Source organism: Streptomyces javensis (assembly GCF_039525925.1).
Classification (GTDB): Bacteria; Actinomycetota; Actinomycetes; order Streptomycetales; family Streptomycetaceae; genus Streptomyces; species Streptomyces asiaticus.
In genome coordinates this window covers 1-13,401 of the sequence record NZ_BAAAIF010000131.1, presented here as the reverse complement: position 1 = coordinate 13,401, position 13,401 = coordinate 1, and the positions used below count along the sequence as shown (strand labels likewise).

Below are 13,401 nucleotides of genomic sequence, written 5' to 3'. Positions count from 1 at the left end.
AGGAGGCGCAGACCCGGGCGACCTCCTCGATGACGATCACGGTGGCCAGCGCGTCCGCGCCCGAGCCGCCGTAGGACTCGGGGACGTGCACCGCGTGGAGATCGTTCGCGACCAGGGCGTCCAGCGCCTCCTGGGGGAACCGGGCCTCCTCGTCGACCTCGGCGGCATAAGGGGCTATCTTCGCCTCGGCGAGAGAGCGGACGGCGTCCCGGAGCATGTCGTGCTCTTCGGACGGCCGGTACAGGTCGAAGTCGTTCACCGAGGACGCCAAGCCTCTCACTCCCCATAGAGCGCTAACTACCGTTAAGTAACTGAATTCTAGGGGCGCCGCCTCGATAGGTATACGTGAGCTACCTGACAGAGTCGGCTGAGCCCGTACCGCGGTCCCGACTATGCTCAGGCACCGCATCTGCGATCGACCGTTCTGGAGCACTGCATGGCCCTCAAGATCACTGTGATCGGCACCGGCTACCTCGGCGCCACCCACGCAGCGGCCATGGCGGAGCTGGGCTTCGAGGTGCTGGGCCTCGATGTCGTGCCGGAGAAGATCGCGATGCTCACCCAGGGCCGGGTGCCGATGTACGAGCCCGGGCTCGAGGATCTGCTGCGGCGCCACACGGCGGGGATCGAGGGGTCCAGCGGGCGGCTGCGCTTCACCACCTCCTACGAGGAGGCCGGGGAGTTCGGCGACATCCACTTCATCTGTGTGAACACCCCGCAGAAGCACGGCGAGTACGCCTGTGACATGAGCTACGTGAACTCCGCGGTGGAGTCGCTGGCCCCGCATCTGCGCCGCCCCGCGCTGGTCGTGGGCAAGTCCACGGTGCCGGTCGGCAGCGCCGACCTGCTCGCGGCCCGGCTGGCCGAGCTGGCCCCGGTGGGGGCGGACGCGGAGCTGGCCTGGAACCCGGAGTTCCTGCGCGAGGGGTTCGCCGTCCAGGACACCCTGCACCCGGACCGGATCGTGGTCGGCGTCGCGGGCGACCGGGCCGAGAAGCTGCTGCGCGAGGTGTACCAGACGCCCATCGGTGAGGGCTCGCCCTTCGTGGTGACCGACTTCCCGACCGCCGAGCTGGTCAAGGTCGCGGCCAACTCCTTCCTGGCGACCAAGATCTCCTTCATCAACGCGATGGCCGAGGTCTGCGAGGCCGCGGGCGGCGATGTGGTCAAGCTCGCCGAGGCCATCGGCTACGACGAGCGGATCGGCAAGAAGTTCCTGCGGGCCGGGATCGGCTTCGGCGGCGGCTGTCTGCCGAAGGACATCCGGGCCTTCATGGCGCGCGCCGGAGAGCTCGGCGCCGACCAGGCGCTGACCTTCCTCCGCGAGGTCGACTCGATCAACATGCGGCGCCGGGGCCATATGGTCGAGCTGGCCCGCGAGGCCGTCGGCGGCGCCTTCCTCGGCAAGCGGGTCGCGGTGCTGGGCGCGACCTTCAAGCCGGACTCCGACGACGTGCGGGACTCCCCCGCGCTCAATGTGGCCGGTCAGATACAGCTCCAGGGCGCCCAGGTGACCGTCTTCGACCCCAAGGGCATGGAGAACGCCCGGGCCCTCTTCCCGACCCTCGCCTACGCCCCGACCGCCGCCGCGGCGGCGGAGGGCGCCCATGCGGTGCTGCACCTCACCGAGTGGCGCGAGTTCCGCGAGCTGGACCCGGTGAGCCTCGGCACGGTCGTCGCCGAGCGCCGCATCCTCGACGGGCGCAACGCGCTGGACCCCGACGTCTGGCGCGACGCCGGGTGGACGTACCGGGCGCTCGGCCGCCCGATGGCGTGAAGCCGCCGTAAGGCTTCCTGTTTGGCGGGGCCCGTTCGGTCAACCCGGGACGGGACCCGAGGAGGAGCCATGGCCATCGCCAAGTTGATCGTCACCGCCGTCGACTGCCCCGACCCCACCGCGCTCGCCCACTTCTACCAGCAGGTGCTGGGCGGTGAGATCGAGAACGAGGGGAAGCCCTGGGTCGATCTCCTTCTGCCCGACGGGGCGCGGCTGGCCTTCCAGGAGGCGCCCGGCTTCGTCGCGCCGAGCTGGCCGTCGGCGAAGGAGTCACAGCAACTGCACTTCGATCTGCGGGTGGCCGACATGGAGGCGGCGCAGGAGCGGGTGCTGGCGCTGGGGGCTCGGGCCCTGGACCTCGACGACGAGGGCGGGAAGCGGGACTTCCGCGTCTTCGCCGACCCGGCGGGGCACCCCTTCTGCCTGATTCATCCCTGACCCGTCCCTGGAACGGCTGACCGGCGTCGAGGTGCTGGGTGTCGGCGCCGTTCAGTTATGCGGCGGCGTCCAGTTGGTCGATCGTCGCGATGGACGGGCCTCGGGTGGTCTGCGCCGCGCGGGCCGCGTCTTCCGCGCCGCGCAGCGTACGTACCGCGTTCTGCCAGGTCAGCTTGGCCAGGTCGGCCGGTGACCAGCGGCGGTCGAGGAGTTCGGCCACCAGGTTGGGATAGCCCGCGACATCGCTCAGGCCCTCGGGGGTGAACGCGGTGCCGTCGAAGTCGCCGCCGATGCCGATGTGGTCGACGCCCGCCACCTCGCGCATATGGTCGAGGTGGTCGGCGACGGTCGAAACGGTGGCCATGGGACGCGGGTTGGCCTCCTCGAAGGCGCGCTGCACCTTCATCGCGGCGGGCGTCATCTCCAGCGGATGCAGCCCGTGGGCGCGCATGTTCTCGTCCGCCTCCCGGGTCCAGGCGACCGCCTCGGGCAGTACGAACTTGGGGACGAAGGTGGCCATCGCCACGCCCCCGTTGGCGGGCAGCAGTTCCAGCACATCGTCCGGGATGTTGCGCGGATGGTCGCAGACGGCGCGCGCTGAGGAGTGCGAGAAGACCACGGGCGCCTCGGTCACCCGGAGCGCGTCCCGCATGGTGTCGGCCGAGACATGGGAGAGGTCGACGAGCATGCCCAGGCGGTTCATCTCGCGCACCACCTCCTCGCCGAAGGGGGTGAGGCCGTGTGCCTTCGGCTCGTCGGTCGCCGAGTCGGCCCAGGGGACGTTGTCGTTGTGGGTGAGCGTCATATAGCGCACGCCGAGGTCGTAGAGGGTGCGCAGGGTGGCCAGGGAGCAGTTGATGCTGTGGCCGCCCTCGGCGCCCATGAGGGAGGCGATCCGGCCCTCGGTCCGGGCCGCCTCCATGTCGTCGGCGGTGAAGGCGGGGCGCAGATCGGTCGCGTACCGGTCGGTGAACCGGCGGACGACGTCGATCTGTTCGAGGGTGGCGCTGACCGCCGTGTCGCCCTGGAAGTCGGAGCGGACGAACACCGACCAGAACTGGGCGCCTACGCCGCCGGTTCGGAGGCGGGCGATGTCGGTGTGGGTGTACGGGGTGAGGTCGGCGGCCATGTCGCGCTGGTCCAGGTCGTAGCGGACCTGCTCGCGCAGGGCCCAGGGGAAGTCGTTGTGGCCGTCCACGATGGGGTTCGCGGCCAGCAGGTCGTGGGCGTGCGCGAGGTGATCGGTCATCCCCGTAGTTTCGTATGGGGCGCGGTGGAAGTCACGTGTCGGGGCTGCGCCTGCGGCGGGCTCGCCCCCGCCCCGCCCCTTCCCGAAACTGGGGGCGCCGCCCCCAGACCCCCGCCGGGGCCCCGCCCCGGACCCCGCTCCTCAAACGCCGGAGGGGCTAGGGGGTGGCCCGGTCGGGCTGGGCGGGGTTCACCGGAAAAGGGCTCAGGAGGGAGCGGAATTCGCCGGGCCGTGCCCGGTTCAGTGGCCGAAGCCGAACGAGCCCGATCCGTCCACCTTCGCGCGCAGGCGCTTGCCCTTCTCCGTGGCCTGGGCGTTGAGTTCGTCCTGGAACTCGCGCATCCGGGCCTGGAGTCCGGCGTCGTGGGCGGCGAGGATCCGGGCGGCGAGCAGCCCCGCGTTGCGGGCGCCCCCTACGGAGACCGTGGCCACCGGGACCCCGGCGGGCATCTGGACGATCGACAGCAGGGAGTCCATGCCGTCGAGGTACTTCAGCGGTACGGGCACCCCGATGACCGGCAGCGGGGTGACGGACGCGAGCATGCCCGGGAGGTGGGCGGCGCCGCCCGCGCCCGCGATGATCGCCTTGAGGCCGCGGTCCGCCGCGTTCTCTCCGTAGGCGACCATCTCGCGCGGCATGCGGTGTGCCGAGACGACATCCACCTCGTAGGGGACCTCGAACTCGTCGAGGGCCTTGGCCGCTTCTTCCATGACGGGCCAGTCGGAGTCGGAGCCCATGACGATGCCGATCACAGGAGCGCTCATTCGGTGATGGTCCCTCGGAGGTAGTCGGCGGCGTGGCGCCCGCGCTCGCGGACGTCGGCCAGGTCGTCGCCGTAGGTGTTGACGTGGCCGACCTTGCGCCCGGGCTTCACGTCCTTGCCGTACATATGGATCTTGAGCGCCGGGTCGCGGGCCATGCAGTGCAGATACGCCGCGTACATGTCGGGGAAGTCACCGCCGAGCACATTGGTCATCACCGTCCACCGCGCGCGCGGGCGCGGCTCGCCCAGCGGGAGGTCGAGCACGGCCCGTACGTGGTTGGCGAACTGGGAGGTGACGGCGCCGTCCTGGGTCCAGTGGCCGGAGTTGTGGGGGCGCATCGCCAGCTCGTTGACCAGTAGCCGGCCGTCGCGGGTCTCGAAGAGCTCGACCGCGAGATGGCCGACCACCCCGAGCTCGGCGGCGATCTTCAGCGCCATCTCCTGCGCCTGGCCGGACAGCTCCTCGGAGAGGCCGGGGGCCGGGGCGATCACGGTGTCACAGACCCCGTTCACCTGGATCGACTCCACGACGGGGTAGGCGACGGCCTGGCCGTGCGGGGACCGTACGACATTGGCGGCCAGCTCGCGGGCGAAGTCGACCATCTCCTCGGCGAGGACGGGCACGCCCGCGCGGAACGGCTCGGCCGCCTCCGCCGCGCCGCGCACGACCCAGACGCCCTTGCCGTCGTAGCCGCCGCGCACCGTCTTGAGGACGACCGGGAAGCCGTCACCCTCGTCCGCGAAGCGCGCCACGTCCTCGGGGTCGGCCACGATGCGGTGGCGGGGGCACGGCACACCGACCGTACGCAGCCGCTCGCGCATCACGCCCTTGTCCTGGGCGTGCAGCAGCGCCTCGACTCCGGGGCGGATGACCACACCGTCCGCTTCCAGGGCGCGCAGATGCTCGGCCGGGACATGTTCGTGGTCGAAGGTGACCACGTCACAGCCCTGTGCGAAAGCACGAAGGGTGTCCAGGTCGCGGTAGTCGCCGATGACGACATCGCTGACCACCTGGGCCGCCGAGTCCTGGGGGGTGTCACTGAGCAGCTTGAACCTGATGCCGAGGGGGATGCCCGCCTCATGGGTCATACGGGCGAGCTGGCCGCCGCCGACCATGCCGACTACCGGGAATGTCACCCTCCCAGGGTAACTTCCCCGTTCGACCGGCCCTGACCTGCGTTGGAGGAACCTCCAGACAATCCGCCGGGCCCAGCCTCACGGCCTGAAGGGCGCGGGGCGCGGCCGCTGGTTAGCATGGGGTGATTGACAACGCCGACGGGACGGGGCTGAACGATCACCATGAGTGAACGGAGCACACTCGGTGGGCTGCGTGCCCGGATGGGGCAACTGACCCGCGAGATCGCGAAGTTCGGGGTGGTCGGCGGTGCCGGCGTCTTCGTCAATCTCGCGGTGTTCAACCTGGTGCGCGGGGTCACCGAACTCCCCGTGGTGCGGGCCAGCATCGTGGCCACGGTGGTCGCCACCGGCTTCAACTACCTGGGATACCGGTACTTCACCTACCGGGACCGCGACAAGCAGGGCCGCACCAAGGAACTCAGCCTCTTTCTGCTGTTCAGCGCCATCGGCCTGATCATCGAGAACGGTGTGCTCTACACCGCCACCTATGGCTTCGGGTGGGACAGCTCACTCCAGAGCAATGTGTTCAAGTTCCTCGGCATCGGCCTGGGCACCCTCTTCCGCTTCTGGTCCTACCGGACCTGGGTGTTCCGGACGCTGCCCGCGCGGGAGGCCGTCGAGCGCGCGGAGTCCTTCCTGTCCGAGGCGTCCGAGGCGTCCGAGGCGCCGCCCGCCCAGGCCACCCGGAAGCAGCCGATCCGCAAGTAGGCGCTCGGCCTGCACTCTCCCCTCCCCGCCGCAGGCGTCACGATCCGCCGGACGCCCCTAGGCAGGGCCGCTCAGGAGGCCGAGGGGTCCTCGGCCTCGCGGCTGAGGAAGAGCGCGAACACCGGCGGATGCTGCTGGAGCAGCTCCAGTCGGCCGCCGTCCGCCTCCGCCAGGTCCCGCGCCACGGCGAGTCCGAGACCCGTGGAGTTGCGCCCGCTGACCGTGCGCTCGAAGACCCGCGCCCCCAGGTCCGGCGACACCCCCGGCCCCTCGTCGGAGACCTCCACCACGGCCTGGTTGCCGGTGACGCGGGTACGCAGCGCGACCGTGCCGTCACCGTGCATCAGCGAGTTCTCGATCAGCGTGGCCAGCACCTGGGCGACCGCGCCCGGGGTGCCCACCGCGCGCAGCCCCTTCTTGCCCGAGCGCACGATGGCACGGCCCTCGCTGCGCGAGGCCGGGCGCCACTCCTCGATCTGCTGCTTGACGACCTCGTCCAGGTCGAAGGCGACCGCGGAGCCGCTGCGCGGATCGCGCGAATTGGTCAGCAGCCGCTGGACGACATCGGTGAGCCGCTCCACCTGGCCCAGCGCGATCGTCGCCTCCTCCTTGACCGTCTCCGGGTCGTCGGTGAGCGTGATCTCCTCCAGCCGCATCGACAGCGCGGTCAGCGGCGTACGGAGCTGATGGGAGGCGTCGGCGGCCAGCCGCCGCTCGGCGGTGAGCATCCGGGCGATGCGCTCGGCGCTCGCGTCCAGGACATCGGCGACCCGGTCCAGCTCCGGCACCCCGTAGCGCCGGTGGCGCGGCCGGGGGTCCCCGGAGCCCAGCCGCTCGGCGGTCTCCGCGAGATCGGTGAGCGGCGCGGAGAGCCGGTGCGCCTGGCGCACGGCGAGGGCCACCGCGGCGAGCACGGCGAGCAGCGCCACCGCCAGGATGATCAGCATGGTGCGGCCGATCTCCCGGCTCACCGTGGAGCGGGACGCCTCGACCCGTACGACCTCGCCCTGCTCCCCCGGCTCGTCGGCGGAGATGACGCTGCCCGTGGGGCGCTTGCCGATCTCCACCGTGCGGTGGTCGGGCATCCTGATCACCGCGTAGCGCCCGGGCTCGATCTGCTCGCGCAGCACCCTGGGGGTGACTCCCTCGCCGCCCAGCAGCCTGCTGTCGACGATGCTGACCAGGCGCACGGCGTCGGAGCTCACGCTCTCCTGGGCGCTGTTCTCGATGGTCCGGGTCTCGACGATGACCAGCGAAAGACCGAAGACCGCGATGACGACGAGCACCACGGCCAGGGTGGAGTTGATCAAGCGACGGCGCATTGCCCTACCGTGTCAGCTCTGGTCAGCTTTTCTCGAATCTGAAGCCGACGCCGCGGACGGTGGCGATATAGCGGGGGTTGGCCGCATCGTCACCGAGCTTCTTGCGCAGCCAGGAGATGTGCATGTCGAGGGTCTTGGTGGAGGACCACCAGGTGGTGTCCCACACCTCGCGCATCAGCTGATCGCGGGTGACCACCCGCCCGGCGTCCCGCACCAGGACCCGCAGCAGATCGAACTCCTTGGCGGTCAGCTGAAGCTCCTCGTCGCCCATCCAAGCGCGGTGCGACTCGACGTCGATCCGCACCCCGTGGGTGGCCGGCTGCTGTTGCTGCGTCTCGACCGCGCCGCGCCGCAGCAGCGCCCGGACCCGGGCGAGCAGCTCGGCGAGCCGGAACGGCTTGGTCACGTAGTCGTCGGCGCCGGCGTCCAGGCCGACCACCGTGTCCACCTCGTCCGCGCGGGCCGTGAGCACCAGCACCGGAAAGCCATGGCCCTCCGTGCGGAGCCGACGGCAGACCTCGAGCCCGTCCATCCCGGGCAGGCCGAGGTCGAGGACGATCAGATCGACGCCTCCTTGCAGACCGGCGTCGAGCGCGGTGGGTCCGTCCTCACGCACCTCGACCTCGTACCCCTCGCGGCGCAGGGCGCGGGCGAGCGGCTCCGAGATGGATGCGTCATCCTCGGCGAGCAGTACTCGGGTCATGGGGGTGATGGTAGTCCGCTGAGGTCGGAGCACGGGGCGCGTACGGCGCGACGGACGGAGCGCGGAAGGTTGCACGCCTCGCTCGTGAGGTATCTCTCACCATCTGCGAGGGTGTCAAGAACGTGTCGTATGGTGAAACAACGTCTGTAGCACTCCTCCGGGGCCTTTGGTGGCGACGACGCACCCAAAGGTCTCTGTCATGTCCGGAGCGGGACGGGGTCGGCACAACCGGCCCGGCCGCGCCCGGCCGCTCAGTCGCTCAGCCATCCCCCCACAGGGCGCTGGCCCGCCTGGCAGCGCTCCCTGAGCACGCAAGGAAACCACCATGGCGTCCAGCCTGACGAAGGGCGCCACCGCGCAGGGGACCCCTGCCGGCGGCAAAACCTTCTTCGGCCACCCCCGCGGCCTGGCCACTCTCTTCATGATCGAGATGTGGGAGCGATTCAGCTTCTACGGCATGCGGGCCCTCCTCGTCGTCTATCTGATCTCCGGTGGCCCCGACGCCAAGCACGGCGGCCAGGGCGGCGGACTCGGGATGACCGAGGGCAACGCGGTGGCCATCTACTCGGTGTACCTGGCCATGGTCTATCTGCTGGCCATGCCGGGCGGCTGGTTCGGCGACCGGGTCTGGGGTCCGCGCAAGACGGTGGTGATCGCTTCCGGCGTCGTCATGGCCGGGCATCTGGCGCTCTCCGTCCCCGGCCAGGCGACCTTCTTCGCCGGACTCGGCCTGGTGGCGCTCGGCTCCGGTCTGATCAAGGCCAATATCTCGACGATGGTGGGCCAGCTCTACGACGGTCCGCAGGACCCGCGCCGGGACGGCGGCTTCACCATCTTCTACATCGGCATCAACCTCGGCGCCTTCGCCGCTCCCCTGGTGATCGGCACCGTCGGCCAGTCGTACAACTGGCACCTGGGCTTCGCGCTCGCCGCCCTCGGCATGGCGCTTGGCCTGGTCCAGTTCCTGATCGGCACCCGCCACCTGAGCGCGGAGAGCAGCGTCGTCCCGACCCCGCTGGCCGCCGAGGAGCGCCGCTCCTGGCTGCGCAAGGCGATGATCTGGCTGATCGTGGCCGCGGTCTTCTACACCGGCGTGGTGCTCAGCGGCAGCTGGACCCTCAACTGGGTGCTGATCCCGATCACCATCCTCGGCCTGATCATCCCGACCGGGGTGCTGATCCGGATCAAGCGCGACCGGGAGCTCTCGGCGGTCGAGCAGACCAAGGTGAGCGGCTACATCTGGTTCTTCGTGGCCGCCGCCGTGTTCTGGATGATCTACGACCAGGGCGGTTCGACGATGTCGGCCTTCGCCGACTCCAAGACCGCGGACACGATCTTCGGGCTGCACTTCCCGTCCTCGTGGTTCCAGTCCGTCAACCCGCTGATGATCATGGCGCTGGCGCCGGTCTTCGCCTGGCTGTGGCTGTGGCTGGCGCGGCGTGACCGGGAGCCGAACACCACGCTGAAGTTCGCGATGGCCCTGGTCCTGGTCGGTGCCTCGTTCTTCGTCTTCGTCGTGCCGATGGGGATGGCCGGGGACGGGACGAAGGTCAGCCCGCTGTGGCTGGTGTCGATCTACATGATCCAGACGATGGGTGAGCTGTGCCTGTCGCCGGTCGGCCTGTCGGTGACCACCAAGATGGCACCGGCGAAGTACGCCAGCCAGATGATGGGCGTGTGGTTCCTGGCCGTGACCGCGGGCGACTGCGTCACGGGTCTGCTGTCCATCGCCGGGGTCGATCTGAGCGGGGTCGGGGTGATCGCGCTGGAGGCGACGATGGCGGCGCTCGCGGGCTTCGCGGTCTTCATGTACCGGAAGAAGGTCGTGGCGTTGATGGCCGACGTCCACTGACGTCCTCACTCACGTCCGCGGGGACGTCAGTAAGAGGCTCACGAGGGGCCCGGCGCGGGGAGATCCGCGCCGGGCCCTTCGCCCTTCCCTGTGGGCCGCTGTTCAGCGGGTGGTGCCGCGCAGCTTGCGCCACGGGGTGAGGGTGAAGATGGCGCCGCCGAGCAGCACCGTGGTACCGGCGATCAGGGCGAGCGCCTTCAGCCCGCCGTGGTCACTGGCACCGGTGTCGGCGAGCCCGCCGCTGGTGGACGAACCGCCGCTGCTGCCCGAGCCGCCGCCACCGGAGGTGCCGCCCCCGGAACCGCTGCCGCCGCCGGTCGAGTCACCGCCGGTGGTGCCGCCGGGCTGGCCGGTGGTGTCCAGTTCCAGCGAGACACCGGTGTCCTTGGCCGGGGTGCAGGTGGTGGTCGTACCGAGCGCCTTGACCGTCAGCACTCCGGGGGTGAGCGTCGACTTGCCGCTCGCACCCGGCTTGTAGGTGCCGGTGAGGTCGGGGATCTCGATCGGATCGCCGGACTTGATGGGCTCCTTGTTGGTCGGCCCCGCCACGGCGACGGTGCCCTTGTCCGCACCGCCGACCTTGACGGCCATCGACGGCTTGACCGAATCGGCGGGGATGTCGGCCGGGCTGTCCATCACGGACTTGCCGAACTTCACGGTCAGCTCGAAGTCCCCGCCGCTCTTGGTGGCGTTGATCTGCACCGGGGAGGTCGCGTTCTTGTCGCCGATGGGGGTCTTGCAGGCGTAGGCGACCTGAACCTCCTTACCGGTGTACGAATCGCCACCGCCGTCTCCGCCACCGGTGGTGCCGCTGGTGGTGCCACTTGTCGTACCGCTCGTGGTCCCACTCGTGGTGCCGCTGGTCGTCCCGCTCGTCGTACCGCTGGTGGTGCCGCTCGTGGTACCGCTGGTCGTCCCGCTCGTGGTCCCACTTGTCGTACCGCTCGTCGTGCCGCTCGTCGTGCCGCCCGGACCGCTGCCGCCGTCCGTCACCTTGATGGTCGCGGCGGCCTTCACGTCCTCCTTCGCCGAGCACTTGGTGTCCGTGGGCAGCGGCTTGCTGACGTTGATGTTGTAGCCGCCGGGCGTCAGCGTCACCTCTCCCGCCTTGGTGAGCTTCAGCTTCCCCTTCATGTCGGAGAGCTTCATCTCACCGCCCTTGGGGATCGCCGGGTTCTCTCGCGGCCCCTCCATGGCCAGTTCGCCGGTCTGCGCGCCGCCCACCGTGACGGTGCCGGTCGGCAGCACGGTGTCGGCCTCCAGGTCGAGGATGGGCGGGTTCTTGGAGGCGGCCTGCACCGTCTTCCACACCACCTCGACCTCGTCCCCGACCTTCGCCGTCTCCGGTGCCGTCACGGCCACGGTCGTGGTGCCCTCCACCGGGGGCAGACCGGAGATGGGGGGCGGTAAGCACTCGGTCTTGTACGAGACCTCGGCGCCCTCCGCGCTGCCCGCGCCGAGCAGCACGCCCGCACCGCCGAGCAGCAGCGCGACGGCGGCCGCACTCACTCTTGGTCGCATCTCACGTGGTTCCTTTCGGGGTCGGTCGGATCTCCTCGGTCGGTGCGGAAATCTGGTGGTGCGGCCGAGCCTCCGGCGCGGTGTCCGGGGTGAACCAGGGCAGCGCCGGCGGTGCGCCGTCCGCCGCGGCCGGTCCGGACGGCGGCGACGAGGGCGGGAACGGGGGCGGGGGCGGCGCGGTCCGGGCCGTACGGGGCCGTACCTTGTCCACGACGGCCATGCCGATCCGGAAGAGCGTCGCCGAGACCACCACGCACAGCAGGACCCAGAAGAGCGTGACGCCCCAGGGCCGCCCCACCGCCCACGGCTGTTCGACGAGCAGCTTGTGGCCGTAGCGCAGTGAGACCAGATAGTCGCCATGGGCCCCGGCGGACAGTTCGACGTCCAGCTTGACCTGTGCCTTCTTCCCCGGCTGGATGGTCCCCCGCCAGCGCTGCTCCTCCCAGGAGGGGGCGAAGACGCCGTGCGAGCTGCCCACCTCGAAGACCGGGTCGCGGGCCGGGGTCGAGCCGAGATTGCCGACGGTGACCACGAGCTTCCGCCTCGGCGGTGCGCCGAACCAGGTCAGCACCCCGCTGGAGCCGTCGAGCCGGGCCGAGAGCACGCTCAGCCGCTCGCCCCCGGTCCGCTCCTTCGGCAGCGGCGCGACCGGGTGCCCGGCGACCTTGAACGCCACGTCCGCGGCGGCGGCCTTCCCCGTGACGGTCGCTATATGGATGACACAGGGGCAGGGTTTGGGCGGCTCGGACACCGGCAGTTTCTTGGTGAAGGTGCCGTCCTCGCCGACGGTGACCGCCCTGCCGTCACCATTGGCGCACGCGTTGGTGCCGCCGATCATGTTCTGCCCGCAGATGAGCAGCGTGAGCAGGGCGCGCGGCCGCCAGTGGGCGCCGGTCACGGTGACCGTGCCGCCCGTGCCGGCCTCGGCCTTGGAGACCTTCGCGGTCGGGCCCTCGGCCGCCGCGGCGCCGCCCGTAAGGGGCGCGCCGAGGGTGAGGAGGACCAGGGCGAGCACGGTGAGCACGGCGGAGGGCCGGACCGGGGTGGCTGGGTGTCGGCGTGCGTTCACGTGGTCGCTCCTGCCCCTGTGCGCTGCGGTTGCGGCTGCGGTTCCGGCTGCGGTTCCGGCTGCGGCTGCGGTTCCTGTTCCGGCTGCGGCTGCGATCGCGGTGTGCGGTGTCGGCGTCGCCGTCTGCGCAGCAGCAGCCAGACGCCTCCCCCGGCGGCCGCCAAGGCGGTCGCCGCCGGTGCGAGCAGCCACCAGGGGACGGCCGTGTAGCCGGCGGTCGCGGTGGCGTGCGCGCCCCCGCCCGCGGTGACGGTGAGCGTCACGTCCACCGAGTCCAGGGCGGGCGGGTCCGGCCAGCTCTCGGTGAGCCGTACCCGCTTGCCCGGCGGCAGCTCGACCGGCAGGGTGCGGGGGCCGCGGCTCAGCACCTGGCCGAAGAGCCCGTCGGCGCGTACGGCCAGCCGGGGGGTGAGCACGGTGTTGCCGCGGTTGACCAGGGCGTAGCGGATGGCCGCCCCGCCGCCGTGGTCCTGGACCGTCACGTCCTCGACGGAGAGGGCGGACAGCGTCGCGCCGCTGATCCGCAGCCGCAGCCGGACCGCGATCTCCCGGCCGCCGGAGGAGACCATGACCGCGCCGGGGTGCTCACCGGGCACCGCGTCGGAGGGGACGGTGACGGTGAAGGGGATGTCGGCGCGGGTGCGGGGCGGCACCGTCACCTGCCGTTCGGCGAGCGCGATCCGGGCGCCCTCGCCGCCGCGCAGCCGGACGGTGCGGGGGTGCTCGCTCCGGTTGGTGACCGAGAGCTTGTCCTCGAGGACGGCGCCGGGCCCGCCTTCGAGGTAGATGTACGGCCGGTCGCCCGCGCCCGGCGCGCCGCCGCCCCCGGCGGCGGGGGCCGCCGACCAGTCGGGCCCGGCG

At 71.0% G+C, this 13,401-nt stretch carries 13 protein-coding genes; 4 read left to right on the top strand and 9 right to left on the bottom strand.

Annotated features, from left to right (window positions below; translation table 11 throughout):
- Positions 1-271: acyl-CoA dehydrogenase family protein (locus ABD329_RS46300; protein WP_344318077.1), on the bottom strand; the 271-nt coding region annotated here is incomplete at its 3' end.
- A 165-nt stretch (positions 272-436) separates the two neighbouring features.
- On the opposite strand from ABD329_RS46300, the gene ABD329_RS46295 reads away from it, so the two are divergent.
- Positions 437-1,777 (top strand): UDP-glucose dehydrogenase family protein, encoded by a 1,341-nt coding sequence (locus tag ABD329_RS46295; RefSeq protein WP_198281832.1) that lies wholly within the window; start codon positions 437-439, stop codon positions 1,775-1,777.
- A gap of 69 nt (positions 1,778-1,846) precedes the next feature.
- Positions 1,847-2,215: a VOC family protein gene (locus ABD329_RS46290; RefSeq protein ID WP_198281833.1), complete on the top strand. Its 369-nt coding sequence runs from the start codon at positions 1,847-1,849 to the stop codon at positions 2,213-2,215.
- A gap of 55 nt (positions 2,216-2,270) precedes the next feature.
- Here ABD329_RS46290 and ABD329_RS46285 read toward each other — a convergent pair whose 3' ends face one another.
- The 3 genes from ABD329_RS46285 to ABD329_RS46275 form a co-directional block, all read right to left on the bottom strand.
- Positions 2,271-3,464 carry a dipeptidase gene (locus ABD329_RS46285; RefSeq protein WP_198281834.1) on the bottom strand — a complete coding sequence of 398 codons (1,194 nt, stop codon included), beginning with the start codon at positions 3,462-3,464 and terminating at the stop codon, positions 2,271-2,273.
- A gap of 240 nt (positions 3,465-3,704) precedes the next feature.
- Complete coding sequence (gene purE, locus ABD329_RS46280) at positions 3,705-4,229, bottom strand: 5-(carboxyamino)imidazole ribonucleotide mutase (protein WP_086884528.1); 525 nt, start codon at positions 4,227-4,229, stop codon at positions 3,705-3,707.
- Positions 4,226-5,344 carry a 5-(carboxyamino)imidazole ribonucleotide synthase gene (locus ABD329_RS46275; RefSeq protein ID WP_425574474.1) on the bottom strand — a complete coding sequence of 373 codons (1,119 nt, stop codon included), beginning with the start codon at positions 5,342-5,344 and terminating at the stop codon, positions 4,226-4,228. The genes purE and ABD329_RS46275 overlap by 4 nt, the downstream gene beginning before the upstream one ends.
- Positions 5,345-5,527: 183 nt before the next feature.
- On the opposite strand from ABD329_RS46275, the gene ABD329_RS46270 reads away from it, so the two are divergent.
- A complete protein-coding gene (locus tag ABD329_RS46270; protein ID WP_344318075.1) occupies positions 5,528-6,073 on the top strand; it encodes a GtrA family protein in 546 nt (181 codons plus the stop codon).
- 71 nt (positions 6,074-6,144) lie between these two features.
- Here the strand turns inward: ABD329_RS46270 and ABD329_RS46265 are convergent, their stop codons facing one another.
- Both ABD329_RS46265 and ABD329_RS46260 read right to left on the bottom strand, forming a co-directional pair.
- Entirely contained in the window at positions 6,145-7,395 is a 1,251-nt protein-coding gene (locus ABD329_RS46265; RefSeq protein ID WP_137978265.1) for an ATP-binding protein, read from the bottom strand.
- 22 nt (positions 7,396-7,417) lie between these two features.
- Positions 7,418-8,098 carry a response regulator transcription factor gene (locus ABD329_RS46260; protein ID WP_020870789.1) on the bottom strand — a complete coding sequence of 227 codons (681 nt, stop codon included), beginning with the start codon at positions 8,096-8,098 and terminating at the stop codon, positions 7,418-7,420.
- A 325-nt stretch (positions 8,099-8,423) separates the two neighbouring features.
- On the opposite strand from ABD329_RS46260, the gene ABD329_RS46255 reads away from it, so the two are divergent.
- Positions 8,424-9,950, top strand: a complete 1,527-nt coding sequence (locus ABD329_RS46255; protein ID WP_344318074.1) for a peptide MFS transporter — start codon at positions 8,424-8,426, stop codon at positions 9,948-9,950.
- A gap of 102 nt (positions 9,951-10,052) precedes the next feature.
- Here the strand turns inward: ABD329_RS46255 and ABD329_RS46250 are convergent, their stop codons facing one another.
- The 3 genes from ABD329_RS46250 to ABD329_RS46240 all read right to left on the bottom strand — a co-directional run.
- Complete coding sequence (locus ABD329_RS46250) at positions 10,053-11,471, bottom strand: hypothetical protein (protein ID WP_344318072.1); 1,419 nt, start codon at positions 11,469-11,471, stop codon at positions 10,053-10,055.
- A 1-nt stretch (position 11,472) separates the two neighbouring features.
- Positions 11,473-12,540, bottom strand: a complete 1,068-nt coding sequence (locus ABD329_RS46245) for a hypothetical protein (RefSeq protein ID WP_344318071.1) — start codon at positions 12,538-12,540, stop codon at positions 11,473-11,475.
- Positions 12,537-13,401: COG1470 family protein (locus tag ABD329_RS46240; RefSeq protein ID WP_344318070.1), on the bottom strand; the 865-nt coding region annotated here is incomplete at its 5' end. The genes ABD329_RS46240 and ABD329_RS46245, both read right to left, overlap by 4 nt.